Source organism: Winogradskyella marina (genome assembly GCF_015645385.1).
GTDB lineage: Bacteria > Bacteroidota > Bacteroidia > Flavobacteriales > Flavobacteriaceae > Winogradskyella > Winogradskyella marina.
Genome location: NZ_JADOET010000002.1, coordinates 39,754 through 65,848, shown reverse-complemented (window position 1 = coordinate 65,848; position 26,095 = coordinate 39,754). Strand labels below are relative to the sequence as shown.

The 26,095-nt window shown below is 33.9% G+C and carries 22 protein-coding genes and 1 pseudogene; 10 read left to right on the top strand and 13 right to left on the bottom strand.

Features of this window, described 5'->3' with window-relative positions:
• Positions 1-99 precede the first annotated feature (99 nt).
• Positions 100-2,736, top strand: coding sequence for a DEAD/DEAH box helicase family protein (locus ITJ86_RS03475; protein ID WP_195870225.1), 2,637 nt, complete (start codon positions 100-102; stop codon positions 2,734-2,736).
• Between the two features lie 233 nt (positions 2,737-2,969).
• Here the strand turns inward: ITJ86_RS03475 and ITJ86_RS03470 are convergent, their stop codons facing one another.
• The 6 genes from ITJ86_RS03470 to hemA form a co-directional block, all read right to left on the bottom strand.
• On the bottom strand, positions 2,970-3,356 hold the full coding sequence (locus tag ITJ86_RS03470; RefSeq protein WP_195870224.1) for a YchJ family protein: 387 nt from the start codon (positions 3,354-3,356) through the stop codon (positions 2,970-2,972).
• A 58-nt stretch (positions 3,357-3,414) separates the two neighbouring features.
• Positions 3,415-4,353: an oxygen-dependent coproporphyrinogen oxidase gene (gene hemF, locus ITJ86_RS17330; protein WP_230080224.1), complete on the bottom strand. Its 939-nt coding sequence runs from the start codon at positions 4,351-4,353 to the stop codon at positions 3,415-3,417.
• 808 nt (positions 4,354-5,161) lie between these two features.
• Positions 5,162-5,947: an EI24 domain-containing protein gene (locus ITJ86_RS03460; protein ID WP_195870222.1), complete on the bottom strand. Its 786-nt coding sequence runs from the start codon at positions 5,945-5,947 to the stop codon at positions 5,162-5,164.
• Positions 5,948-6,019: 72 nt separating this feature from the next.
• Positions 6,020-7,048, bottom strand: coding sequence for a uroporphyrinogen decarboxylase (hemE, locus tag ITJ86_RS03455; RefSeq protein WP_195870221.1), 1,029 nt, complete (start codon positions 7,046-7,048; stop codon positions 6,020-6,022).
• 87 nt (positions 7,049-7,135) lie between these two features.
• On the bottom strand, positions 7,136-8,716 hold the full coding sequence (gene hemC, locus ITJ86_RS03450) for a hydroxymethylbilane synthase (RefSeq protein ID WP_195870220.1): 1,581 nt from the start codon (positions 8,714-8,716) through the stop codon (positions 7,136-7,138).
• On the bottom strand, positions 8,709-9,956 hold the full coding sequence (hemA, locus tag ITJ86_RS03445) for a glutamyl-tRNA reductase (RefSeq protein WP_195870219.1): 1,248 nt from the start codon (positions 9,954-9,956) through the stop codon (positions 8,709-8,711). Before hemA ends, hemC begins: the two co-directional genes overlap by 8 nt.
• A gap of 209 nt (positions 9,957-10,165) precedes the next feature.
• Between hemA and ITJ86_RS03440 the strand changes: the two genes are divergently transcribed.
• Positions 10,166-11,065, top strand: coding sequence for a helix-turn-helix transcriptional regulator (locus ITJ86_RS03440; protein WP_195870218.1), 900 nt, complete (start codon positions 10,166-10,168; stop codon positions 11,063-11,065).
• Positions 11,066-11,073: 8 nt separating this feature from the next.
• Here ITJ86_RS03440 and ITJ86_RS03435 read toward each other — a convergent pair whose 3' ends face one another.
• Positions 11,074-11,373 carry a type II toxin-antitoxin system RelE/ParE family toxin gene (locus tag ITJ86_RS03435; RefSeq protein ID WP_195870217.1) on the bottom strand — a complete coding sequence of 100 codons (300 nt, stop codon included), beginning with the start codon at positions 11,371-11,373 and terminating at the stop codon, positions 11,074-11,076.
• Positions 11,357-11,590 carry a hypothetical protein gene (locus tag ITJ86_RS03430; protein ID WP_195870216.1) on the bottom strand — a complete coding sequence of 78 codons (234 nt, stop codon included), beginning with the start codon at positions 11,588-11,590 and terminating at the stop codon, positions 11,357-11,359. The genes ITJ86_RS03435 and ITJ86_RS03430 overlap by 17 nt, the downstream gene beginning before the upstream one ends.
• A 73-nt stretch (positions 11,591-11,663) precedes the next feature.
• On the opposite strand from ITJ86_RS03430, the pseudogene ITJ86_RS03425 reads away from it, so the two are divergent.
• Positions 11,664-11,816 (top strand): annotated as a pseudogene (locus ITJ86_RS03425) (helix-turn-helix domain-containing protein); the annotation flags it as partial.
• Between the two features lie 4 nt (positions 11,817-11,820).
• On the opposite strand, the gene ITJ86_RS03420 reads toward ITJ86_RS03425, so the two are convergent.
• Positions 11,821-15,336 carry a TraB/GumN family protein gene (locus ITJ86_RS03420; RefSeq protein WP_195870215.1) on the bottom strand — a complete coding sequence of 1,172 codons (3,516 nt, stop codon included), beginning with the start codon at positions 15,334-15,336 and terminating at the stop codon, positions 11,821-11,823.
• A 309-nt stretch (positions 15,337-15,645) separates the two neighbouring features.
• On the opposite strand from ITJ86_RS03420, the gene hemH reads away from it, so the two are divergent.
• The 5 genes from hemH to ITJ86_RS03395 all read left to right on the top strand — a co-directional run bounded on the left by hemH (position 15,646) and on the right by ITJ86_RS03395 (position 21,404).
• On the top strand, positions 15,646-16,680 hold the full coding sequence (gene hemH / locus ITJ86_RS03415; protein WP_195870214.1) for a ferrochelatase: 1,035 nt from the start codon (positions 15,646-15,648) through the stop codon (positions 16,678-16,680).
• Positions 16,680-18,035, top strand: a complete 1,356-nt coding sequence (locus tag ITJ86_RS03410) for an MATE family efflux transporter (RefSeq protein WP_195870213.1) — start codon at positions 16,680-16,682, stop codon at positions 18,033-18,035. The genes hemH and ITJ86_RS03410 overlap by 1 nt, the downstream gene beginning before the upstream one ends.
• Positions 18,036-18,366: 331 nt before the next feature.
• Positions 18,367-18,915 (top strand): CopD family protein, encoded by a 549-nt coding sequence (locus tag ITJ86_RS03405; protein ID WP_195870212.1) that lies wholly within the window; start codon positions 18,367-18,369, stop codon positions 18,913-18,915.
• A 201-nt stretch (positions 18,916-19,116) separates the two neighbouring features.
• Positions 19,117-20,541, top strand: a complete 1,425-nt coding sequence (locus tag ITJ86_RS03400; RefSeq protein ID WP_195870517.1) for a sensor histidine kinase — start codon at positions 19,117-19,119, stop codon at positions 20,539-20,541.
• Between the two features lie 80 nt (positions 20,542-20,621).
• Entirely contained in the window at positions 20,622-21,404 is a 783-nt protein-coding gene (locus tag ITJ86_RS03395; protein WP_195870211.1) for an enoyl-CoA hydratase/isomerase family protein, read from the top strand.
• Positions 21,405-21,560: 156 nt separating this feature from the next.
• Here ITJ86_RS03395 and ITJ86_RS03390 read toward each other — a convergent pair whose 3' ends face one another.
• Both ITJ86_RS03390 and ITJ86_RS03385 read right to left on the bottom strand, forming a co-directional pair.
• A complete protein-coding gene (locus tag ITJ86_RS03390) occupies positions 21,561-22,118 on the bottom strand; it encodes a hypothetical protein (RefSeq protein ID WP_195870210.1) in 558 nt (185 codons plus the stop codon).
• 446 nt (positions 22,119-22,564) lie between these two features.
• Entirely contained in the window at positions 22,565-23,125 is a 561-nt protein-coding gene (locus ITJ86_RS03385) for a hypothetical protein (RefSeq protein WP_195870209.1), read from the bottom strand.
• A 235-nt stretch (positions 23,126-23,360) separates the two neighbouring features.
• Between ITJ86_RS03385 and ITJ86_RS03380 the strand changes: the two genes are divergently transcribed.
• Both ITJ86_RS03380 and ITJ86_RS03375 read left to right on the top strand, forming a co-directional pair.
• Positions 23,361-24,239 (top strand): AraC family transcriptional regulator, encoded by an 879-nt coding sequence (locus tag ITJ86_RS03380; RefSeq protein WP_195870208.1) that lies wholly within the window; start codon positions 23,361-23,363, stop codon positions 24,237-24,239.
• Between the two features lie 5 nt (positions 24,240-24,244).
• On the top strand, positions 24,245-24,418 hold the full coding sequence (locus ITJ86_RS03375; protein WP_195870207.1) for a hypothetical protein: 174 nt from the start codon (positions 24,245-24,247) through the stop codon (positions 24,416-24,418).
• Positions 24,419-24,423: 5 nt separating this feature from the next.
• Here the strand turns inward: ITJ86_RS03375 and ITJ86_RS03370 are convergent, their stop codons facing one another.
• Positions 24,424-25,083 carry an HD domain-containing protein gene (locus ITJ86_RS03370; RefSeq protein WP_195870206.1) on the bottom strand — a complete coding sequence of 220 codons (660 nt, stop codon included), beginning with the start codon at positions 25,081-25,083 and terminating at the stop codon, positions 24,424-24,426.
• A gap of 9 nt (positions 25,084-25,092) precedes the next feature.
• A complete protein-coding gene (locus tag ITJ86_RS03365) occupies positions 25,093-26,073 on the bottom strand; it encodes an acyl-ACP desaturase (protein ID WP_195870205.1) in 981 nt (326 codons plus the stop codon).
• Between the last annotated feature and the right edge of the window lie 22 nt (positions 26,074-26,095).

The window sequence follows — 26,095 nt, the reverse complement described above, 5'->3', positions numbered from 1 at the left end:
TGAAGTTAATTCAGTATCTAAAACCTGACAGGTTTTTATGTATGAGGATTATGATTACTTTTATCAAATACAAAGTTAACGATTTAAACCCATTTCTGAGTGCTCAAATCCCTAGATGATTTAGAATTTATTTTTCCTTGGCGAAGCTACCAAGCCGAACTTTTAAAACAGTTTAATAGCCATATTGCAGACAATCATTTTCATGTGATTGCACCACCTGGTTCTGGAAAAACGATTCTAGGATTAGAAATTGTTAGAAAATTAGGAAAGAAAACGCTTGTTTTAGCTCCAACATTGACCATTAGAAACCAATGGGAAGACCGATTACAAAACTTTTTTACTGAGAATTGTGATTTTGAAGCCTTTTCATTCGATATTAAATCGCCAAGCGATGTAACCTTTTCAACCTATCAATCTTTACATGCCTTTTATAAAACGTTTGAAGATAAAAACGATTATTACCAATTCTTCAACAAACACAATATTGAAACTTTAGTTTTAGACGAAGCCCATCATTTAAAAAATGCGTGGTGGAATTGCTTAATGGATTTAAAACGGAATTCTGAGTTTTATATCGTGGCACTTACGGCAACACCACCTTACGATAGTAGTAGAGCAGAGGTGTCTAAATATTTTACGCTCTGTGGCGAGGTGGATGATGAAATTGCAGTACCAGATTTGGTGCGTGAAGGCGATTTAAGTCCTCATCAAGACTTTGTATACTTCTCAAAACCTGAGGATTTAGAAATCAATTTTATTGTTGATTTTAGACGCGATATTTCAGATTTTAAAGACGAATTAGTAAAAGATGACACCTTCATCGATTTTTTAATTGAACACCGTTTTTATAAAAACCCGAATTGGCATTTAGACGAACTCTATTCTAATACCGACTATTTTTCTGCCATTCTCATATTTTTGTACGCTTGTGGATTTGAAATCGATCATCAAAAATTAGAAGTTTTAGGCTTTGAAAAACAAGAAATGATTCAGTTTCCTGAACTCGATTTGTATTGGTTGGGTATTTTATTTCAGAATATCTTAGTTTCCGATAGAGAACACTTAATTGAACAGGAAAAATACATTGCAACTTTAGAAAAACGATTAAGACGACTCAATGTTTTTGAACGAAAATCCGTCGATTTTATAGGCAAAAAATTGTTGTATAAATCATTATCTAATAGTCCGAGTAAACTTAAAAGCATCGTCAGTATTGTCAAAGCTGAACGCGAAAGTTTAAAATCCGATTTAAGATGTGTTGTTCTTACCGATTATATTCGGAAGGAATTTTTAAATACGACTGATGAAAACATAGCGGACATTAACAAAATTGGCGTGCTTCCTATTTTTCAATATGTTAGATATTATTGTTCTCGTCCTGAAGTATTAGCGGTACTTTCGGGCAGTGTTGTGATTGTTCATCAATCGATTTTAAAAGCGTTTGAAACGATTGAATCTTTGGATAATTTTTCATTTTCACCATTGCAAACCGATGCATCGTTTTTGTTGGTCAACCCCAAAGGGAAACCTGAAAATTCTATTGTTAGCATCATCACACAGCTTTTTGAAGCCGGACACATTAATGTACTTATCGGCACGAAATCCTTGTTGGGCGAAGGTTGGGATGCGCCATCTATCAACAGCTTGGTTCTAGCGTCTTTCATTGGCTCGTTTGTATCGTCTAACCAAATGCGAGGAAGAGCCATCCGAAAAGATGCCAATGCACCTAACAAAACAGGAAACATTTGGCACTTGGCTTGTGTAGATCCAACAAATTTAGATGGTGGACGAGAAGTAGATACCTTAAAACGACGCTTTGAAGCCTTTGTTGGCGTTACCAACAGTACCATTCCGTTTATAGCTAATGGTTTTGAACGCTTAAATATTCCTGATGAAATTCCTGTGGAATCGATTGAAGCATTAAACGAAGCCACCATAAAACATGCGACAAATCGGATTTTAATTACCGAAAAATGGAATAATGCCATCGGAAAAGGCACTAAACTAACCAAGGAAGTTAAAGTTTTACATCAGGGAAAACGACCTTTTAAAAAGCAAAAGCAAATTTGTTATTTTGACGCACTTCGGTTTTTTGTGGTGGAATTGTTTTTTACCATGATGCTGTTTTATGTTGAATTTATAGTGCATAGTTTTAACCTCATTTTACAACGTGGTGTTTATTACTTTATCTATGCTTTTTTAGCAGCAGCAGTGGGCACTTTTGGTTATAAATTTTATAAGGCAGTAAAGCTGTATCTACGTCATGGTTACCTCTATAAAAAGATTGGTAAAATGGGTTTAGCGATTCTCGATACGTTGGACGAATTGGGTTATGTCACTTCAAACCGAAAGCACATAAGCGTGACTTCTCATTTATTAGGCAAAGGTGATGTGGTTTGTAATTTGGTGGGTGCCAATGCACTTGAAAATTCATTATTCGCTAAAGCCTTAAGTGAACTTATAGAACCTGTTGAATCGCCAAGATATCTAATAATAAAAACAAACATATTTAGAAAGCGTTTTGATGTTGAAAATTTCTATCCGGTTCCTGAAATGTTTGGGGATAAGAAAGAAAACGCTCTTATTTTTCAAAACTATTGGACTAATTATTTAGGAAAGAGTAAACTGTTTTTTACACGAAGTGTTGAAGGTCGAAAATTATTATTGAAAGCACGATTATATCACGTATATAATGCGTTTAAAGAGGTGACCAAAGAGGTTGTGGTTTGGAAATAGGTTTGAAAACACCCCTAAAGTCCCCTCAAGGGGACAGTCTCACTGTTGCGAATAAAAAAATCTAAAAGATTTTTTTATTAATTGTCCCCTTGAGGGGACTTTAGGGGTGTAAAATTATTATCATGAAAAATGTCTTTATTCAACAATCAAATGATATAGGATAGTTTTATAATTTTAGACCTGCAAGGTTTTTGAAACCTGCTAGGTTAAGTATGATTCATCATTTTAGTTCTTTATTTACTCAATCCCAAATAAAACCATTGCCCATTCTCTTTTACAAAAGCCGATTTTTCATGGATAACATCCACTTTTCCGTTTTCAAAAAAGTAAGCGTTAAAGGTTACGGTGCCTTCGGTGTCGTTTTGCATTCCTTTGGATGATTCTAAAACGTCTAATCGAATCCATTGTACCGATTTGGCCCATTTTTGAATGGCTTTTTTCTCTTTTATGGGGCGTGTAGATTTGTGATGCGTTGCCATTATATAATCACCATTGGCAAGGACAAAAGCAGAATATCTAGAACGCATCAATTGTTCAGCTGTTTCGGTTTTTCCATTATTAAGATGGAAAACTTCGCAGCATTCTTGGTAGGTTTTATTGTTTCCGCAATGACAGTTCATGGTTATCGTACTCTTATAGATCTGCTAGGTTTTAAAAACCTGCGAGGTCTTAAATTAATTACACCCAATCTACAGGCTTTTGTAACACCTTAATCAACTTTTCTTCTTCGCTACCAGCTTCTGGATGGTGGTCGTACACCCACTGTACATGTGGTGGTAAGCTCATTAGGATACTTTCAATACGTCCATTAGTTTTTAATCCGAATAAGGTGCCTTTATCATGTACGAGATTAAATTCAACATAACGGCCTCTTCTAATTTCTTGCCAATCGCGCTGTGCTTTGCTGTAGTCTAAGCCTTTTCGTTTTTCAACGATCGGGACGTAGGCTTCTAAGAAACTATCACCAACTTCGGTGACAAAATCATACCAATTCTGCATACTCATAGCATCTGTGGCTTTGCAATAATCAAAGAATAATCCACCAATCCCACGACCTTCGTGTCTATGTGCATTGTAGAAATACTCATCGCAACGCGCTTTGTATTTTGGATAAAATTCTGGGTTATGCTTGTCGCAAGCCGTTTTACAGGTTTGATGGAAGTGTTTTGCGTCCTCTTCAAACAGGTAGTAAGGCGTTAGATCTTGTCCGCCACCAAACCATTGGTCCACAATATTGCCGTCTTTATCATACATTTCAAAATAACGCCAATTCGCATGAACGGTTGGCACCATTGGATTTGTTGGGTGTAGCACTAAACTTAGGCCGCAAGCAAAGAAATCGGCATCTTCTACACCAAAGTATTTTTGCATAGAGTCTGGTAATTTGCCGTGAACACCAGAGATATTGACACCTCCTTTTTCAAAAACAGCACCATTTTCTATAACGCGTGTTCTTCCACCTCCACCTTCTGGACGTTCCCAAACATCTTCTTGAAATTTGGCTTTGCCGTCTACTGCTTCAAGTTTTGAGGTTATACTGTCTTGTAGCTGATGTATGTAGTTGAAGAATTTGTCTTTTACCTCTAAATCTGCTGTAAGGTTTCCAAAACCTGACAGGTCTTTTTGAGTAGTATTTTGATGCATATAATTAAAGTTTTCTAAGTTTTCGAACAACGAAATTACATAGTCTTTTTTTGAATGTATTAAGCTTTTATTATCTGACAAAAAGCTTTGAAATGATGAGAACTTATAAGTAGAAAAATTCGCTGTTATTTTGTGGTTTTCCGGATTTTTATGAACGTATAGAATGAGGTTTTTAAGATAGTCTTCGTCCTCAATACGTTTTCTTTTAAAAGGACGCTCAAATAAGGTGCCTGTTCTAGAATTCTGTCTATTGAAAGCTTTACTGTAAGCATTAAATAAATTTGAAAAAGCTTGTGAGGCATCGTTATTTTTTATTTCAACAATCAAATGAAAATGATTATTAAGTAAGCAATAACTAAGAATATCAACAGATTCGGAAAGGTACTTTTCTACTAAAGTTAAAAAATATGCCATATTTTCTTCACTGTTAAAAATGTTGGCGCTATTAACGCCTCGATTATAGATGTGAAAATGATGTCCTATTGTTAGTTTTTCCATAATTGAGTTTATGATTGTTATTCTAGTTGATAATATGCTTGCTAGTATATACCTGTCAGGTTTTGGAAACCTTACAGGATTACAAACTTAGGATTCTTAGTATAAGCTTTTGTATAAGCCTTAAATAAACTAGAAAATAGGTCATATTATTTTAATCTTGAAATATAGTTTCGCCATTTATTCCACGATTTAATATAAGGTAATAATTGTCTTTTTCTAAGGTTACTAATTTTATTTTTTATTAGATACCTACAAGCTACAAGGTTTTGGAAACCTTGCAGGATTAGGAACTAAACTGTTCTAAAGTAGAATGGTTTCCATCTATAAGGTTTTCATCTTGCAATAGCTTTACCGTTCCTAAGGATGCAGCCGTTACACTCATTGGTAAAACTAAAATTACACCGACTACAGGTATCAATAAAAATAGCATAAAGACCATGCCATTTCCTATGGCAATGCCTTTATGTCTTCCTACAAAATTGATGCTTTCACGGTATTTATAATGACGTTCTAAAGTGTAATCCATGTTACCAAAACCAGCATAGTAGGATTGCACTAAGAATAATATAACAGACGAAGCGATATTTCCAATTAATGGGATAAAATTTAAAAGTAAAATAGGAATCGTAACCAATAATTCTTTTGCTAAATTCCGAATATTAATTCTTATCCCTCTCCAAAGTTGTTCTTGAAACGTGGTGTTTCTGTGATTGTGTGGTTTTATTCCTGTTAAATGATGTTCGATTTTTTCTGACACCGGACTCATAAATGGCGCAGAAAATGCCATGATGATGTGTTTGTAAAGGATTAAACCAACAGCAATAACGATAATACCTCCAATAACTATTGAAATAGAGGTAAAGGTCTCCTTTCCCCAATCCCAAAACCAAATTTTAGCGATAAAACGACCAATATTATCTGATAATCCATAAGCGGATAATCCTATGAGAAATGCCGTCACAACACTAATGATGATGGGAATCGCGAAGTATTTCCAAAGTTTTAATTTTGAAATTAAAGCTAATGTACCAGTGTAAGCTTGGATAGCTTTTAATATGTTCTTGATCATATTATTGTTTTTGATGATGATTACTTAAAAGACGCTAAAACAGGCTTTAAGTTACAATAATAGATATTAAACTTACTCTGCTTTATAGTCTTTTACAGCATCAATAAATGCTTTAGCATTTTCTAAAGGAATGTTTGGTAATATGCCATGACCTAAATTAACGATGTATTTATCCTTACCAAAATCATTAATCATTTGAGTCACCATTTTTTTGATTTCTGCAGGTGGTGAAAATAAACGAGTTGGGTCAAAATTACCTTGTAAGGTAATGTTTCCTCCTGATAAGTATCTTGCGTTTTGTGCAGAGCACGTCCAATCAACACCTAAAGCTGAAGCCCCAGATTTTGCCATCGTATCTAAGGCAAACCAACAGCCTTTTCCAAAGGCGATAACTGGTGCATCGTCTTTTAAAGCATCAATGATTTGTTGTATGTATTGCCAAGAAAATTCTTGATAATCCACAGGCGACAACATGCCTCCCCAAGAATCGAAAACTTGCACAGCATTACAACCTGCTTTTACTTTTTCCTTTAAATAGGCAATGGTTGTGTCGGTGATTTTCTGTAATAGTCCATGAGCAGCAATCGGATTTGTGAAACAAAATTCTTTCGCTTTATCAAAGTTTTTAGACCCTTGACCTTGCACACAATAACATAAAATTGTCCATGGTGAACCTGCAAAACCAATTAATGGAATCTCGTCATTTAGTTTTTCTTTCGTAGCTTTAATGGCTTCGTAAACATAGTTTAAACTCTCCTTAACGTCAGGAACAATAACATTATCGACATCCTTTTGATTACGAATTGGATTTGGTAAATAAGGCCCAAAATTCGGTTTCATCTGCACCTCAATATTCATCGCTTGAGGAATGACCAAAATATCCGAAAACAGAATAGCTGCATCCATACCATAACGACGAATCGGTTGTACGGTAATTTCACTCGCTAATTCTGGTGTTTGGCAGCGTGTAAAGAAATCGTACTTTGCCTTAATTTCCATGAATTCAGGTAAATAACGTCCCGCTTGACGCATCATCCAAACTGGTGGACGTTCTACGGTTTCGCCTTTTAATGCTCTAAGGAATAAATCGTTTTTTATCATGTTTCTGTCATTCCTGCGAAGGCAGGAATCTATTTAATTAGACTTTATATTTATTGGATTCCTGCCTACGCAGGAATGACAACAGTTCTACTCATAGAACGCGTTGACCAATTCCACAACACTCTCCACCAACGGAATTTTAGCTACTCTAACATCTTTATAATGTTTCCTTGCTTCTGTAGCTGTTGTTTCTCCAATACAAAATGCAATACCTTTTGCTTTATTCTGCTGTAAAAAACTTTGAACGGTAGATGGACTGTAAAACATGACACCATCTAAATCACCATCTACTTTTTCGGAATCAAACTTAGTTTCGTAAGCTTCAATTTCGTTGACTTTGATGTTGTTTTTTGATAATATTTCAGGAATAGTATCTAATCGTAAATTACTATGGAAATACGTTACTTCTGTGCCATCCATAAATTCAGCCATGTGTTCGGCTAAATCTTTAGCATAATTTTCATGATGTTTCACTTTTCCAATGCGTTTTTCAACTAAACGCTTTGTTTTTCTTCCGACACAATAAATATTCTTGAATTGTAATTCTACGGCTGAAAAATTGGTAAGCAGCGATTCTACTGTATTCTTACTCGTAATAATGACGTTTTCAATTTCATTCCTAACCACGCTTTTTGTTAGGCGATTAGGGTTGATTTTTACCGCATCATTACTTTGAGCCACTACATCGTCATGAAACTTTGCTAACTGATCATTGGTTAACTTTCTAGTGGAATAAATATTAGTGACTTTATCACCTTGCGTTAATTCATCAATTAATATTTTGCCACCTTTTCCAATAACATAATCAGCACAGAATTCGGCTAGTTCATCATGTTTTCCAAAAGGAACCACTTTAGTAACTTCAATCTTTTTTGTGCCATCTGTACTTAAAAGAATACCTTTAAAATTGACCTCCTCTTCTTTGTTGATATAACAAATGGCTCCAATTGGTGCAGAACAACCTCCTTCTAAACGGTTTAAAAACTCGCGCTCAATAGAGGTGCAAATTTGAGTTATTTCATCATTAATTTCTGCAAGAATGGCTCTTGTCTCCTCATCAGATTCTAAAGCCGTAACCATCACAGCACCTTGTGCTGGCGCAGGAATCATCCAACTTAAATTAATTGAATTTTCTGGTGTAAGATTTAAACGTCCTAAACCTGCTCCGGCGAAAATGGCTCCATTCCAATCTTCGTTGTTTTCAAGCTTTTCTAATCTTGAATTGACGTTGCCTCGCAAACCAACAATTGTATGTGTTGGGTAACGATTCAGCCATTGTGCGCGTCGTCTTAAACTTCCTGTGGCGATGACGGCGTCTCTAGCGGATAAAAACTCTTCGTTATCCTTAAAAACTAAGGTGTCATTAATGTTTCCTCGTTTTAAAACTGCGGCTTGTACTATGCCTTTTGGTAAAATGGTTGGTACATCTTTTAATGAATGCACTGCAATATCAATACTACCATTTAGCATGGCAATATCTAGAGTTTTAGTGAAAACTCCTGTAATTCCCATTTCGTATAAGGGCTTATCGAGCACTAAATCTCCTGTTGATTTTACAGGAACAAGGACGGTTTTATGACCTAAATGTTCAAGTTGAGATTGAACGGTTTTTGCTTGCCACATAGCGAGCTGGCTGTCGCGTGTGCCAATGCGAATTATCTTAGACATTATCGGTAGTTTCTAACTGAAATATTTTTTTGATAAGCTCAATGCTTTCGTCTGAAGAACTGCTGTCTTCTCTTAGGTGGTGTGCAAATTGATTGGTGATTTTCTGAATCAAATTATTGGTAATCAATTCGGCTTGATCTTCATTAAAATCGGACAATTTTTTGCGTTGTGTATTGAATTCAGAATTTTTAAAATCTGTCAATTTATGTTTTATAGCCTGAATGGTTGGTACAAATTTTAAAGTGTCTAACCACGCATTAAACTCGGAAGTAATTTCGGATATAATGGCTTCTGCATTTGGAATAAATGCTTTTCGTTTTTCTAAAGTATCATCTGTGATTTTTGCTAAATCATCTAAATGTACGAGTGTAATATTATCGAGTTCTCTTATATCTTCATTTACATTCTTAGGAATGGATAAATCTAGAATCAACAGCGGTTTTTCAGTAGATATTAAAGATTTGTAAACCGTAGGATTTTGAGCTCCTGTAGCAACAATTACGATGTCAGCGTCGTTAATTTCCCCTTTTAAATTCTCGTAATCTTTTACAATCAGGTTGAATTTACCAGCAACTTCTTCAGCTTTTGTTTTTGTTCTGTTGATTAAAGTAATATGAGGATTCTTAGTGTGTTTTACTAAGTTTTCACAGGTGTTTCTGCCTATTTTTCCTGTTCCGAAGAGTAGAATATTCTTTTTTGAAATTTGCTCAACATTGTTCATAATGTACTGAACAGAGGCGAAAGACACAGATGTTGCACCAGAAGATAATTCCGTTTCGTTTTTAATGCGTTTACTCGCCTGAATTACAGAATTCACTAAACGCTCCGTAAATGAATTTAATAAACCGACTTTACGAGATGCTTTTGCACCAAATTTAAGTTGACTAATAATTTCAAAATCGCCAAGAATCTGACTATCTAAACCAGAACCTACACGAAACATGTGGTTTATAGCGTCGTTGTTTTTATGAACGTAGGCAACCTCTCGGAATTCTTCAACGGTTCCTTTTGTGTTATCGCACAATAGCTGAATCAACTGAAAAGGGTGTTCTGCAAAACCGTAAAGTTCAGTTCTGTTACATGTAGAAATCGCCAATAGGCTTTCTACTCCATTTTGTTTGGCTTGAGACAAAACGTTTTGTTTTGCATCATCACTTAAACTAAAATGACCACGTACGCGCGCATCAGCTTTTTTATAGCTGAGACCTATAGCGTAAAAATATTTACTTCTGTTTGGCATGTGTCGCTTTACTCGTTTACCTGACTTAGGAAAGGAACAGCGCAAATGTAATTTTGATATTCATAAAAAAATAACGCTAGAAGAACTTTAAGTATCGATTGTGGTTTTTTCTTGTGCTTTTTCGATAAAAGGTGATAAATATCATATTTTTGTAGTGAAATCAAGGCTTTTCATGGTCTTTGTTTAGAATCAATCTAAATAATATTGAAATGAAATTAGAAAAATCAGCTTTAAAAAGTAACGCTCAAGGTACTTTTGATGAAATTAATATTGAAGAAGGTTTTATTGTGTTAACAAGTAAAAACGAAACGGACGATATTAAAGTTCTTGAACGCGAGATCGATAGCAGTTATATTCAGTTTCATTTTTGTAATAAGGGAACGGCTGGATTTCTATTTAATCAAGGAAATTATACCTTAAATATTGATGAAGATACCTCCTTGTTACTTTACAATCCACAGCGCGATTTACCAATTCATTTAGAATTAAAACCACATTCTTGGTTGGTTTCTTTAGTGATTTCTATCAAAAAATTTCATGGTTTGTTTTCGGAAGATGCGAATTATGTGACGTTTTTAACAGATGATAATAAGGATAAAAAATACTATAAAGACGGAAAAATATCACCATCGATGGCTGTGGTTTTAAATCAGCTGATTAGTTTTAATCTTAACAATTCTATTAAGCCCTTATATTTTAAAGGTAAAGCTTATGAACTATTGAGTCTGTTTTTTAATCGAAGTGAAGACGCAGATATTGAGCAATGTCCGTTTTTGGTGGATGAAGTGAATGTGGCGAAACTGAAAAAAGCCAAAGATATTATCATCGCCAATATGGCTGAACCTCCGACATTACAAGAATTAGCTGATGAGATAGGTTTAAGCTTAAAAAAACTAAAAGAAGGTTTTAAACAGATTTATGGCGACTCGGTTTTTAGCTTTCTGTTTGATTATAAAATGGAAGTGGCTCGTAAACTCTTAGAATCTGGTGAATATAATGTGAATGAAGTCGGACTAAAAGTCGGTTACAGCACAGGAAGCCATTTTATTGCGGCTTTTAAGAAGAAGTTTGGGACGACGCCTAAAAAGTATATTCAGGCTTCGAGTTGATGCCGTTTTTATATTTTTCTTTTGTTAGGATTTTGTCTATTCGAGAAAAATGAAAGAATTTCAACATTATTTTTATTTTCCCGGTAATAGATAGTATTAAATTTTTTAATCACAACTCTTCTGATTCCAAGTGATTCGGATAAAGGAAATAAATTGGGATTTTTTGAGATTAATTTCAAAGTTCTATCAATCTCAATTGAGAGTTTTATTAACTCTCGGTTTGTGAAATGTATTTCTAGATATTCATAGGTTTTAGCCAATTCACTTAATGCATGGTCAGTCCAAAGAATGTTATAACCATTTTCCATAAATTTTTTCGGCTTCAGAATTTGATTTCAATTTTCCATTATCAGCATCAGATAATCCAATTTCAATTGACTCTTTTTCAGCATCAGATATTTCATTCCACCAATCTTTGGTTTCATTTTTCCTTAAATCCATAATTTTTTGAATTAAAGAACTATCTTCCAACGTTGTTAACCATTGTATGAGTTCAATTTTTGCATTTTGAATATTCGGTTCCATAACTCAAAGTTAGTTTATTTTCGTTAAGTGGACAAATGTAGTACGTTGAGTTAGTGAATGAGTAATCGTGTAAATAAAAGTATCTCGTAAACTCTTAGAATCTGGCGATTATAATGTGAATGAAGTCGGGCTAAAAGTCGGTTATAGTACAGGAAGCCATTTTATTGCGGCTTTTAAAAAGAAATTTGGGACGACGCCTAAAAAGTATATCCAGGCGTCGTCATAAATCTCTAATAATCATAATACCCATCGCCAGCACTAGCAGTTACACGTTGTCTATCCTTGTAAATCGCTAAGTTGAGAATCTCAGTATATTGCTCTTCTAGTTCTTTAGTTTTATCAACGGAAGTACCATAATTTTCAGATTTAGAATAATAATCTACAACCAGTTGCTTTGGGTCTTTTGGCTTAATAAAAGAGATGTAATGTAAAGCTTCAGTCTTTCCAGAGTACTCATCGTCTTTATCTATTTTAAAGAAATACATCACCGCGTTTTTGCCTTTATCGGTTACAAAATCGCGCTTAAAGAGAAACTGAATAGAGTCTTTTTCTTTTTCAAAATTGGCATCAGATAAGAGTTTAGATTTGGCGAATTGTTGTTGATTAATAGTAATAGATTTCAATTGACTTAATAGTTTAGCTTCGTCTAGCTCCTCTAAAAGTAAGTATTGATTCTCCTCATCTTCTACGAGTTTTTCGGTAAGTTTTGTTGGTATGGTTTCTTTGGCTTTAGTTAGCAATACATAGTATTTTACTAAGGCGTTGGTGTCCTCTACATTCAATAGTTTTTCAAAGAAATCTTTTGCACTGCGCTCATTTCTATACGGAAAAATTAAGCGTACATAGGTCGCTAAATTATAGGAATACGAATTATAACCGTAATTATTAGAGTTTCCTAAATTGCGTTTTACTTCAATTTTAGCATCATTAATCAGCTGGTTTTTATATTTTTTATAGGTTTTTGGTTTTACAAATCCGCTATCTTTCACCTTTGCCAATAAAGTGTAAAGTGGTTGTTTGTATTCTGAAATTGTACTGTATTGTAATATTTTAGGAAATAAGGAAGCCTTTAATTCTAAAGAATCTTTACCATTATAATTGTAAAACATGCCACTTACGCTACCTAAGGGCAAATCGCGCTCCATAAGGTCTAGTGCAATTTTGTAATTCCCTTTTTTGTTAGAATCTAAAAGACCTTCTAATATGGCTGTTTGGGTTTGTGGATCGGAATAACTATCGTGATACAATTGCTTTATAAACGGTAAATTGTTCTTTAAATCTATAGTAATGAGTTGTTCTACCAAATGTGATTTGATGTCTAAACGCTCTTTGTTAAATTCAAAATCCTTGAGCACAGAAACAATATCTTTACTATTGTGCTTTTTGAATTTAATGAGGTTATAAGCTTCAAAAACTAAACTATCATTGGCTCTTAAAGCTTCAAAAAACTGTTTGCTTTTATCGGTTAATACATTTTTGCCTAACAAGGTGTCTTTTGGTGTGAACGTCTCATAAAATTCAGTTACAAATTTTGAAGGACCACTTATAGAATCTACTAACGTTTTAAGTTCAAAAAGGACACCTTCTTTCAAAATGTTTTTCACTAAAACCTGTTTGGCACTTGCAGAATCGGTGTAACTAAAACTATTGGTATAAACATTATCGGTTTTAGAAGACTTGCGATTGGCAATTTTAAATGCTTTTGCATCATTATAATAACGTGCTCTGTAGTTGATTTTCTCTTCTAAATTCTTCCAAAGACTATCGACGTTATGAAACATTTGTAAATCGTGAAACTTGGTTCTAGATACCGAAATTTGTTCATTCGCATAGGTAGAATAAACCGTTTCATTTATGGTTTGTTCGTAATCCTTTGCTTTTTTACCAGTATTATAATTGTAGTCATACGGATTTGGTAAAGGGGCTTTTCCATTGGTTTTTACCGAAAAATGTAAGGATGTATCTATTACTTTTTCAAAACCGGAATAGTCGGTTTTATTGAATTTAAAGGACTTAAAAAATGCAGATTTATCATTTTCATTGGTGCCAACGTAACCCAATAAATAGTAGCTACCATCTTTTACAATGGTTTTTAGGTGTAGTTTTTTGTCAGTGTCTTTGTCTAAAATAGCGTTGGACTCATAGGTTTTATAATCACCTGCTTTAAAACCTCCTTCAGCTTCAGTTAACTTGTAATTTTTATATAAGGCATGATGAAAATATTTAGCTTCAAAACTATCTTCTTCTATATAGGTGATGTCGTTTAAAACGGCTTCTTCAACAAAATAATACGCGTTATTTTTATAGCCTTCCACCAACTTTTTTCCAAAGTTATTCATGTTGCTAGAAATGTAATATTCAGGAAAATCGACTTGAAATTTTTTCTCAGGTGATACAAATAATTGTGTTTTCTCTGAAGGAGTTTTTAACGCTATAGAATTGAATATTTTATCTTCATGCTTCAAAACAAAATCACTACGACCCGCAAATTTTATAATGATAATTTCTAAAGGCGTTTCATAAATATGATACTTCTGAAACTCTGCTTTTTTTGTTTTATTAACAATGCTAATACCCGGATAAGGTTGTGTTAGCGTTTCCTTTTTAATGATATCTCCAGGAATGTCTTCGTACAATAAATGATCAATTTCTTTAAGAGTAATATTTTCTTTTTCGTTTGGTAAATACGAAAAACGACTAATTCTATTTAAGGTTAAATAAGCACCATTAGTCATATCTGGATCTAAATAATATTTTTGTCCTCCATAGGAAAACTCACGAAGCTCGTCGTAGGTATTGATGCTTAAAAACCCATCTGGTGTGCTATGTTGTTGTAGTTCTGGTGTTACAAAAAGACTGTCTAGTTTTGTTTTCTCTGTTTTACTATAATCGGTTTGCTCAGAGGTTAAGGCTTCTACGGTATAACCGCGTTGACGCAACATATTAATCATGCCGTGTTCGCCTGGTAAATGTGCTGCTCCAACACCTGCAAATACGGATTTGGTTGGCATTAATTTTTCTAAAGAAACAACCATATTCTCATTTCGAATATAAAGCATATTCTCTCTAAAGAATTCGGTATTTACACTAGCTCCAAGAGAATCTAATAAATCTAAATTACGATCGCGATAGAGGTTTTCTTGAATTAAATAGGCGTTTTCTTGAGCATATAATTTCTGAACCCATGGATCTAATTCCTTTTTATTGGCATTATAAGCTGCTTTTGTGGTTAAATATCGCGATTCTTCTAAATCCTCTAAAGCGTATATTTTTTTATTGTTCTTCTTTCCGGCTTGAAAAATAAACATGTCTAAATACGTCTCTTCTTCAAAATTATCTGAAGCACTACTTTTTCTGTATAAATACGCGTTAACAGCATTATTATCCATACGTACCGAACCTCTAATCGCCATTTCTTCAGGGTGCGTTAGCTTAAAAAGATTGGTGTAAAAATCGTTGTTATAATTACTGTACGATGCCATTTGCCCAAGCATCATTTCGTAGTTAAAACCTGGCCATGTGGTTGGGTCCGATTCTAAAGCAATACAGTCACTCTGATTTAAAGCTTTGTAAAACACATCGTCTAAACGAAAAGCCACTTTTTTGCTAACATGCATTGTGCCATATAAGTAAGATGGTTTTTCAAGATTGTTTCCGGTTATTTTCCAAAGTAAGCTCTGGTACTTTTGTTGCGAAAAGGCAACTAAGGTGATTAATGTAAAAGCAATAGATAGGAGTTTCTTCATAATAAAATGCAATCAAGGCTTGTAAAGATATTTAAATCCTTTAAACAGCTGTGTGGATTTTATAAAAGTCGATAAAAAACGCTAATTGCAAATAGATATTTCATATTTATTAACGTTTAAATCCATGCCAACCATTATAAAGTATTACAATTAGTGTTGTACTTTTGCAGTTGAAATTGAAAACCGTAAATCTCTTGTAAGCAAACTGAAATACATTCGGCATGAATGCAACAGATTTAAGATTTTATCACGCAACGCAAGGTTTATTAGCTAACAGTATGTGTCCTAACTAAACAATAAACACTAGACATGAAAGGAATTTTATTAGTCAATTTAGGCTCGCCAGATAGTCCAAGTCCCAAGGATGTAAAAAAGTATTTGGGAGAATTTTTAATGGACGAACGTGTTATAGATGTTCCACTTTGGGCACGTACACTTTTGGTTAAAGGTATTATTTTAAATACCAGACCAAAAGCTTCGGCAGCAGCGTATCAGAAAATTTGGTGGGACGAAGGATCGCCATTGATTGTGTTGTCTGAACGCCTTAAAGATAAAGTACAGAAAAAAGTAGATTATCCTGTAGCATTGGCCATGCGTTACGGAAGTATGACCATTAAAAAAGGGCTACAAGAATTGGTAGATAAAGGTTGTACTGAAATAAAAACACTGCCGTTATATCCGCAATTTGCAATGGCAACAACAGAGACCATTGACGTAAAGGTTGATGAGTTGGTTGCTGAGTTTTTTCCTGAAGTTACCATTACAAGAACTCCTGCGTTTTACAAACGTGAAGATTATATTAACGTACTTTCAAAAAGTATAGGCGAAGTTCTAAATGATTTAGATTACGAACATGTACTTTTTAGTTATCACGGGGTGCCTGAGCGCCATATCCGTAAAAGTGACATTACCAATGGCAACTGCAAAATGAATGGTAAGTGCTGTTTTAAAATGGGAAGTGAGCAACACGAATTTTGTTACCGTCATCAATGTGAAATTACCACTATTAATGTGGCTAAAAAATTAGGATTAAAAAATGGAACCTATTCCACTACGTTTCAATCTAGACTTGGCTTTGACCCTTGGTTACAACCTTACACAGACCGAACCATTGAAAGAATGGGCAAAGAGGGTATTAAAAAAATGGCTATCGTCACCCCAGCGTTTGTCAGTGATTGTTTAGAGACCTTAGAGGAGATTGCTATGGAAGGCGAAGAAATTTTTCACGAAATGGGAGGCGAAGAATTTACAGTGATTCCTTGTCTTAATGAGCGAGATGATTTCGCAGAAGTGCTTAGCAATATGGTTGAGGAATGGGCGACTTCTAAAACAAAAACCATGTAATGGCCAAAGTATCTTCTGAAGCCTTAGGTAATGAGCCTATTGGGAAATTACTGATAAAGCAAGCCGTACCAGCATCTATTGGTATTTTGGTGATGTCGCTTAACATCTTAGTAGATACTATTTTTGTGGGCAATTGGATAGGTCCAACAGCTATTGCAGCGATTAATGTGGTGCTTCCTGTTTCATTTTTTATTGCGGCACTTGGTATGGCCATTGGTATTGGTGGTTCGTCCATTATTTCTAGAGCTTTGGGATCTAATAATGCCGTAAAAGCCTTAAAAACATTCGGGAACCAAATTACGTTAACCATTCTTATTACTTCAATTTTTGTAATTTTTGGTTTAGTTTACATCAATGAAATTGTGCCAGCATTTGGTGGAAAAGGGGGCATTTTCGAACCTGCAAAAGTGTATTACAGAATTGTATTATACGGAGTGCCAATTTTAGCGCTTTGTATGATGGGAAATACCGTTATTAGAGCAGAAGGCAAACCCAAATTTGCGATGTATGCCATGATGTTTCCGTCTGTAGGGAATTTACTTTTAGATGTTCTTTTTATAAAAATATTTGATTGGGGAATGGCTGGAGCAGCTTGGGCAACAACCATTTCGTATGTTTTGTGTTTTTTGTTTGTGCTTTGGTTTTTTCTCTCAAAACATTCCGAATTAAAAATCAATTTTAAACACTTTGGATTAGATAGACCAATCGTAAAAGAAATTGGTGCACTCGGTTTTGTGACTTTAACAAGGCAAGCGATTGTTAGTGTTACCTATTTATTAATGAATAACATTCTGTTCGATTTAGGAGGTGAAACTTCAGTGACCGCTTATGCCATTGTTGGTAGAATGCTGATGTTTGCTTTATTTCCAATATATGGAATTACACAAGGATTTTTACCTATTGCAGGATTTAATTATGGTGCCGAAAAATTTGAACGCGTTAAAGCATCTATAATAACAGCCATAAAATATGCCGCTTTGCTAGCTACTATAGTTTTTGTGTTTTTAATGGTTTTTCCTGAGTTTATTACACGATTATTTACTCAAGATGCTAAGGTGCTTATTGAAACACCTCCAGCCATGCGTTGGGTGTTTGCAGCAACACCAATTGTGGCGATTCAGTTAATTGGGTCAGCGTATTTTCAGGCGGTAGGTAAAGCTATTCCTGCGTTGCTATTAACCTTAACACGTCAAGGGTTTTTCTTTATTCCTTTAATTTTTATACTGCCAAATTATTTTGGTGCTTTGGGTGTTTGGATGGCGTTTCCGATTTCAGATGTGTTATCAACTATTGTAACAGGATTTTTCTTGTATCGTGAAATTAAGGTGAATTTAGATCCTAAAATTATTGACTGATTTTTAATTTCAAGATGTACGAACGTATATTTAAGCGTTTGAAGTGTCCTGTTAAGGACAACATATTGGTAAATAATAACAAGGGTTTACAATTGTGCCTTTAAGCAAAATATATGGCGTACCTAAAGGCACGCTAGACAAACGTAAGTACTTGTTTTTACCTATTTGCTGTACCTATCGGCACAGTTTATAAGTTCAAATTAAACGATTGTCGTCGTATCTTATTATGAGCACGACAGTTTAAGATAAGTTCAAATAATAACAGTGGCTATACCAAAATTAGATTGGTAAAACCCAGTCCAAAACCACATAAAATCACGATTTTTGTAATATGGAATACTACAACTATATAAAAGCGCTTCACCTCATATTTGTGATTACATGGTTTGCTGGCTTGTTTTACATTCCACGATTATTTGTATATCAAATTGAAGCCTTTCATAAACCATCACCTGAAAAAGAAATTTTAGGCAAACAACTAAAATTAATGGCAAAGCGGCTTTGGTTTATTATTACGTGGCCTTCTGCAATTTTAGCCACTGTATTCGCTGTTTTGTTACTGATATTAATGCCAAGTTGGTTTCAGCAAGGTTGGATGCACGTTAAATTACTGTTTGTGTTTTTACTGTTTATTTATCATTATAAAACACATTTGTACTACAAACAACTTCAAAATGATGAGGTTAAAGTCACTTCTAGTTTTATGCGTATTTGGAATGAAGGTGCAACATTTATTTTGTTTGCGGTGGTGTTTTTAGTAATTCTTAAAAGTTCTATCGATTGGATTTTTGGAATTATTGGTTTGGTCGTGTTAGGAATTCTAATCATGTTGGGCTTCAAACTATATAAAAATGTTCGTTCTAAAAATCCGGATGCTTAATAAAAATTCCAATATTCAAATTCCAAATTACAAAAGGAATCTATTGAAATTTTGTTTTTTGTAAATTGAAATTTGTGCGTCGCACTTTTGGATTGATTATTGCTATATTTAAAACTTAGAATTTAGAATAAAAAAAATCGTACCAAGCGTATTTAGATGATTAATAAACGCCTATCCTTAAGAGCTCGTATAAATTTGGCTATGATACTGTTGGTGCTTGTAGCGTCGGTTCTGATTGCTGCAATTACTATTTATCAATATAGCGAAGAAGCCAAGGAATATCACAGTGAACGATTAGAGCGTAAGGAAAAAGCGATTAAACAAAGTATTGATTTTGTTATAAGAGAAACAACATACCCTGTTTCAACAGAAAATATTCATTTAATTTTTAAAGATGAAATATTTGAAATCGATGCCATTCACAATCTACAAATTAACCTGTATGATTTAGACGGACAATTACTAAAAAGCTCGAAACGAACCATCCAAAGAGATTCTTCAGATCTTTGTTTAGATGCAGAAATATTAAATACATTATCTAATACTTTAGAACATCGCTATGTGGTGAAAAACAATGTCGCAGGTCAGACGTTTCAATCGTCATATACCTATATAATGGATGAAAAATTTAAGACCATTGCCATATTAAATTTACCGTATTTAGAAAATGACGACTTTTTTAATAAAGAATTAAAAGAATTTTTAATGCGCTTGGCTTATGCGTATATCGTATTGATTTTAGTTGCTATTATTATTGCTTATTTTATTTCTAAATACATTACCAAATCACTTAGAACCATAAGTGATAAAATGAATGAAACACGACTAGAAAAACGAAACAAAAAAATACAAATTGAATCGTCTAGTGAGGAGATTGAAACGCTTGTTAATTCGTATAACAGCATGATTGATGAGCTTGAAGCCAGTGCTGTAGTATTGGCAACCAACGAAAGAGAGCAAGCCTGGCGCGAAATGGCAAAACAAGTTGCACACGAAATTAAAAATCCGTTAACACCAATGCGATTGACGGTTCAAAGTTTTCAACGTAAATTTAATCCTGAAGATGAAAAAATTCATGAAAAAATAGACGAATATAGCAACACGTTAATTCAACAAATTGATACCATGAGTTCTATTGCTTCTGCATTTTCTAATTTTGCTAAAATGCCTGCTCAAAAAAGTGAAGTTCTTAATGTGGTGCAAATTGTAAAAATGGCGCTTGATATTTTTAATGAAGACTATATTGAATTCCAGTCTTCATCCGAAAAAATCATAGCTAAATTCGATAGAACTCAGTTAATAAGAGTGGTAACTAATTTGGTTAAAAATGGGATTCAAGCTATACCAGATAATGTTGAAAGTCCGAAGGTTGAAGTACGTGTATTTAAGGAAGGAGACCATGTAAATATTACAATTAAAGACAATGGTTCTGGTATTGCTGAAGATACTAAGGATAAAATATTTGAACCAAAATTCACTACCAAATCTAGTGGAATGGGATTAGGATTAGCCATGGTAAAGAACATTGTAGAAACTTATAATGGAAGTATTACCTTTACAACGGAATTAGGAAAAGGGACTGTTTTTACGGTTTCATTTCCTGTGCAAGAAGCGACTATAAAATAAATAATTATAAATTGTTACTCTGAGAAAAGCTTGTGCTGAGCGCAGACTAAGTCTAGAAGAGTCTTAAAAATCAAACAAAAATGTCTTATAATACTATTATTTCAGAATACAGCGATGGCATCACAACCATAACCATCAACAGACCAAAGAAGTTAAATGCTTTAAATAAAGACACCATTCAAGAATTGCATGATGCTTTTGATGAAGCCGATTCAGATGATAATACCAAAGTTATCATCATAACAGGAAGTGGCGAAAAAGCTTTTGTTGCAGGAGCAGATATTAGCGAATTCGCGGATTTTAGTGTTGACGAAGGTGGAAAATTAGCAGCACAAGGACAAGCATTATTGTTCGATTTTGTAGAAAATTTAAGCACTCCTGTTATTGCTGCGGTTAACGGTTTTGCGCTAGGTGGAGGATTAGAATTAGCCATGGCATGTCATTTTAGAGTGGCAAGTACTAACGCCAAAATGGGATTACCAGAAACATCACTTGGAGTGATTCCAGGTTATGGAGGCACACAACGTTTACCACAATTAGTTGGTAAAGGAAGAGCTATGGAAATGGTAATGACCGCTGGTATGATCAATGCTGACCAAGCCTTGAATTACGGCTTGGTAAATCACGTTGTAGAACTAGAAGCATTAGTACCATTAGCCGAAAAAATTGCAAGTAAAATTATGCGAAATTCATCGGTTGCCATTGGAAAAGCCATAAAAGCTATTAATGCGAATTACAAAGACGGAAAAGATGGCTACAAAGTAGAAATCAAACAGTTTGGAGAATGCTTTGGAACGGAAGATTTTGTAGAAGGTACAACGGCATTTTTAGAGAAGCGTAAGGCTGAGTTTCCTGGAAAATAAGTCTTGCTGCTATATAATGTACAGCATAGTAGAATTAGAATAAAGAGGAATTAAAGTTTTTTATGAATGATGCCTCACCAAACTATTTTAAACAAAAAAAAAGTGGGCTCTCTACAACCCACTTTTAACTAAATAAACTAATAAATAAACAATAATCTAAATTTTGAAATTTTCAACAAACACTCGATCATTTGCTCTAATGATTGCAGTGTAGTTACCTTTTTGAGTTTCGTCTAATTGGTAAACTCGAGTTAAAATTTCATTTCCTTTTACAGTCTCAGTGTGGATAAGCTCATTTTTAAAATATAACTCCACAACCATTTCTTTAGTATCAATGGCTAATTTTGAAATAATTACTTGAGATGCATTTGACCTAAATACAGGCTTAAATATCTTTTGTTTCGTAGTGTCTAAAAATGTAACAATATGATTTTGTACTTTAACAGAGTTAACTTCTATTTCAAAATCCTTGTTCACTTCAACAGTATACGTACCATTTTCTAATTGAGAAAAATCGTATAAGCTTTCCATGAAGCCATTGTGGTTAATACGCCCACTGTAAACAACTTCTCCGTAAACGTCAGATACAGAAATGAAATCTCCTATACTAACCATGGTAGCCGATGGTGGAACCTCTTCTATTGTATTTGCGAAACTTGTACATGTTCCTAATAATACTGTTAAAACTAAAATGCTTTTAAATATCTTTTTCATAATTTTTGTTTTTAAAGCTGGAATTGTGACTTGGGTTATAGCAATTTTTTCATGCTCCGGCTTTAAATGATTTACTGATACAAATTTAGAGCAGATTTACACCTTAGAAAACAACCATTTTGGCATATTTATATGCAAAATTAACCTTATTGACGCAATGTGTGTTTGTATGTGTTAATATAGTATATATTGGTGGTAATTTGCCATAGGTTTGGGTTTTATAAACAAAACGGATGTATTGCGGTTACTTAAAAATCATATATTATTTAAACTGTAATTTTTAGAGGTAGAGTCCTAATTATTATAAATTTTAAAACCATATACAAATGGATCTTTGCAAATTGGTCGATACATTTACTTCATAAAGAAAACCAAGTAGAGTATTTGCAACAAAAAAAAAGTGGGCTCTTAGAAGCCCACTTTTATTAATATAATTATTAGCTAATCTATAGACTGAAGTTTTGAACAAATACTCTATCGTTAGATGTAACGACTGCAGTATAGTCACCTTTAATACTATGATCTAGTTTGTAGATTCTATTTAATATATCACCACTTTCATTAATCGATTCTGTGTGAATTAACTCATCGCCATAATAAATCTCAACACCCATTGATGGATTGTTTAATGCTAATTTGGTAATTATAAGTCGGTCTTTTTCAAGTCTAAAGACAGGTTTATAAATCTTTTCACTTCTTTGGTTAAGAAAGTTAACGTTATGATTTTTAATTTCAACAATGCTCACTTCTATTTCAAAAGATTTTTCTACTTCAATAGTGTAAATACCATCTTTTAATTGTGAAAAATCGTAAAGACGACTAATATTTCCATCATAATTAATAAGTCCGCTAAAGATGACTTCTCCAACAGCATCTGTAACAGAAATTGAGTTTCCTTTTTTAACACTATTAAAGGTAGGTAAAACCTCTAATGTTGCATTTGCGTAGCTTGTGCATGTTCCTAACAACACCGCTAATACTAAAATGTGTTTAAATAATGTTTTCATAATGTTTCATTTTTTGGATTACACTGATTTTTTAAGGGATCAGTTTAAATGATTTTACATGACAAAGGTATCTTGGTTTTAGCTTCCATAAAACATGGATTTTGGCACATTTATATACATAATTATCCTTATGGGCGATATAATTATCATATTAGGTTAAAATAGTGTATATTATTGGTAATTTGCTATAGGTTTTAAAATTGAATAGACTTAACTTTGCCTTAATTAATAAACTATGAATAATAGAAAACCTACATTAGAAAAAATAAGTCCAGAATTTGGAAGCTCCATATTGGTAAGAAAACATAAAATTGATGCTTATAAAGGTGAAAAAAAGCCATTTTGGCATTTTCACCCAGAAATAGAATTGGTTTATGTTAATAAAGGACAAGGGAAACGACATATAGGTAATCACCTCTCTTACTTTAATAATAGTCAACTGCTATTAATAGGATCAAACTTGCCACATAATGGTTTTACAGATCGATTAACTATAAATGGTTCGGAAACTTTGGTACAATTTAAACCCGAATTTTTAGGGGATCATTTTTTCGATATTCCAGAAATGGAAAAGATTAATCAGTTATTTGAGCGTTCTAAAAAAGGAATTCTTTTTGGTGTAAAAACGAAACAAAAACTTGGGTGTAAAATCGAAAAGCTAAATGAAAAAACAGGCTTTAAAAAGATTTTAATCCTATTAGAGGTATTACATGGTTTAGCAAAATCTGAAGATTATGTATTGTTAAACGCAGACGGTTTTGCTTTTGAAACGGAACCACAGGACAGTGCTAAAATTGATGTTGTTTTTAAGCACGTTAACCAAAACTTTAACGAGCATATTAGCTTAGATGAAATTGCAGACAAGGTGAATATGACGGTTCCTGCGTTTTGTCGCTACTTTAAAAAAGTGACAGGTAAAACATTCACAAAGCTGGTAAATGAATATCGTATTGTACACGCTACAAAATTACTGTCGGAAAGTCAGATGAGTATTGCAGATGTTAGCTTTGAGTGCGGTTTTAATAATTTTTCACATTTCAATAAATTATTTAAAGAATTTACAGGAAAAAGTGCTTCTAAATATAGAAGTGAATTAAAATTAATGGTTCAATAATTATTATGGGTAAGAAAATAAATACCGCAATACTATACTATTCTAAAAAAGGCCAAGATATTTTAGATGCCGTTAACTCGAATACAAATTTAACGGCTGATGAACTCATTCATTATGGTGAAGAGATGGCTGTTATTGAATATAAGTTAACAGCCTTAGAAGTTGCTAAAGAGAGCTAAACGTTCTATTTTATACCGTCCCATTCTGCATAAAACTGTTTTAAAAAGCCTTCCATATAGTTATGGCGTTCTAAAGCAATGCGTTTGCCTGTTTTAGTATTCATTTGGTCTTTTAGCAATAGCAATTTTTCATAAAAATGATTGATTGTTGGTGCATCTGAGTTTTTATACTGCGCTTTGGTCATGTTGAGGTTGGGCTCAATTTCGGGATTATAAAGCGCTCTATTTTTATAACCTCCATAATTAAAACAACGGGCAATACCAATCGCTCCAATAGCGTCTAGGCGATCTGCATCTTGGACGACTTCCATTTCTTTTGAAGTAAACGCCGTATTTACATCCAAGGAATTTTTAAACGACATATTTTGGATAATCTGAGTAACATGTTCAATTACCGAACTATCAACATCATTCTCTAGTAAAAATTGTTGTGCTTTTTTGGGGCCAATGGCTTCGTTGCCATCATTAAATTTAGAATCTGCAATATCGTGCATAAGAGCAGCCAAACTTACAATTTCAATATCAACCGGCTCAGTTTTAGCAATTAATAGGGTGTTCTTGTACACACGTTCTACGTGAAACCAGTCGTGTCCTCCTTCAGCATCAATTAGTTCTTGTTTTACAAAAGCAATTGTGGAAGCAATTAATTTACTTTTATTATGCATAAGACTATTTTACGCAGGATCTACCCACTTAAACTGATATGAGTTTTCAGGAATTTTCATACGTTCAGACAAACGATACATTCTAGGAGGTAATTTCATTAAATAATCTCTCGCTTTTTCCGCTTCATCGTTTAAGCCTGTCATGTTTCCAATGTCCCAACGGTCAATAAGTTTTTGAAGAATATCTACATAGTCGTTTGAGGTGTAGACTCCAATACGTTGGGCTGTATAAGAAAACTCTTCGAAAGCTGTTCCTATACTTTCACCAGATTCTCTTAAGAAATGTGCTGGCATAGCAATTTTTCGTTTCATCATATCGTGAAACGCCATCATCATCTGATTAGGGTCTACGGCAAAAATACGCTCAACAAACTCAGAATATGCATGGTGGTGACGCATCTCATCGCCCGAAATAATTTTACACATTTTAGCCAATTGCTTATTCCCTTTTTGTCGGGCAATTTTAGCCACACGATTATGAGAAATATACGTCGCTAATTCTTGAAAACTGGTGTAAACAAAGTTTTTATAAGGATCTCTTCCCGTACCAATGTCAAAACCATCATTTATTAAATATTGTGTGGTTTTTTCAATTTCTCGCATATTTACGCGACCAGATAAGTACAAGTATTTATTTAATACATCGCCATGTCGATTTTCTTCGCCTGTCCAATGTCTAAGCCATGTAGACCAACCATTTCGTTCTATTTGGTCTACGCCTTCTACATCCATAAGCCAAGACTCGTAGCTAGGAAGTGCTTCTTCGGTAATCATATCTCCAACTAACACCACCCAAAAATCATAAGGCAATTCTTTAGATAAGGCTCTAATTTCTTTGACCTCTTCGTAAAATGATTCTTTTGTAGGGTCTGGTAAAAAGTCTGTAGGTTGCCAGATTTTTTCAACAGGAATTAAGTATTTTTCAATTAGGGATTGTACATCTTTTTCGAGATGCTGCATCACTTCCAATCTTACATTTTTCAACGACATATTTGATGTTTTTTTTAAAGGG

Coding starts and splice junctions, on each gene's coding strand:
- ITJ86_RS03420 (WP_195870215.1), bottom strand. CDS start 15,336: ATGAAGAAACTCCTATCTATTGCTTTTACATTAATCACCTTAGTTGCC.
- ITJ86_RS03440 (WP_195870218.1), top strand. CDS start 10,166: ATGAAATTAGAAAAATCAGCTTTAAAAAGTAACGCTCAAGGTACTTTT.
- ITJ86_RS03395 (WP_195870211.1), top strand. CDS start 20,622: ATGTCTTATAATACTATTATTTCAGAATACAGCGATGGCATCACAACC.
- hemE (WP_195870221.1), bottom strand. CDS start 7,048: ATGATAAAAAACGATTTATTCCTTAGAGCATTAAAAGGCGAAACCGTA.
- ITJ86_RS03390 (WP_195870210.1), bottom strand. CDS start 22,118: ATGAAAAAGATATTTAAAAGCATTTTAGTTTTAACAGTATTATTAGGA.
- ITJ86_RS03375 (WP_195870207.1), top strand. CDS start 24,245: ATGGGTAAGAAAATAAATACCGCAATACTATACTATTCTAAAAAAGGC.
- ITJ86_RS03460 (WP_195870222.1), bottom strand. CDS start 5,947: ATGATCAAGAACATATTAAAAGCTATCCAAGCTTACACTGGTACATTA.
- hemA (WP_195870219.1), bottom strand. CDS start 9,956: ATGCCAAACAGAAGTAAATATTTTTACGCTATAGGTCTCAGCTATAAA.
- ITJ86_RS03410 (WP_195870213.1), top strand. CDS start 16,680: ATGGCCAAAGTATCTTCTGAAGCCTTAGGTAATGAGCCTATTGGGAAA.
- ITJ86_RS03385 (WP_195870209.1), bottom strand. CDS start 23,125: ATGAAAACATTATTTAAACACATTTTAGTATTAGCGGTGTTGTTAGGA.
- hemC (WP_195870220.1), bottom strand. CDS start 8,716: ATGTCTAAGATAATTCGCATTGGCACACGCGACAGCCAGCTCGCTATG.
- ITJ86_RS03430 (WP_195870216.1), bottom strand. CDS start 11,590: ATGGAACCGAATATTCAAAATGCAAAAATTGAACTCATACAATGGTTA.
- hemH (WP_195870214.1), top strand. CDS start 15,646: ATGAAAGGAATTTTATTAGTCAATTTAGGCTCGCCAGATAGTCCAAGT.
- ITJ86_RS03365 (WP_195870205.1), bottom strand. CDS start 26,073: ATGTCGTTGAAAAATGTAAGATTGGAAGTGATGCAGCATCTCGAAAAA.
- ITJ86_RS03400 (WP_195870517.1), top strand. CDS start 19,117: ATGATACTGTTGGTGCTTGTAGCGTCGGTTCTGATTGCTGCAATTACT.
- ITJ86_RS03470 (WP_195870224.1), bottom strand. CDS start 3,356: ATGAACTGTCATTGCGGAAACAATAAAACCTACCAAGAATGCTGCGAA.
- ITJ86_RS03380 (WP_195870208.1), top strand. CDS start 23,361: ATGAATAATAGAAAACCTACATTAGAAAAAATAAGTCCAGAATTTGGA.
- ITJ86_RS03370 (WP_195870206.1), bottom strand. CDS start 25,083: ATGCATAATAAAAGTAAATTAATTGCTTCCACAATTGCTTTTGTAAAA.
- ITJ86_RS03405 (WP_195870212.1), top strand. CDS start 18,367: ATGGAATACTACAACTATATAAAAGCGCTTCACCTCATATTTGTGATT.
- ITJ86_RS03435 (WP_195870217.1), bottom strand. CDS start 11,373: ATGGAAAATGGTTATAACATTCTTTGGACTGACCATGCATTAAGTGAA.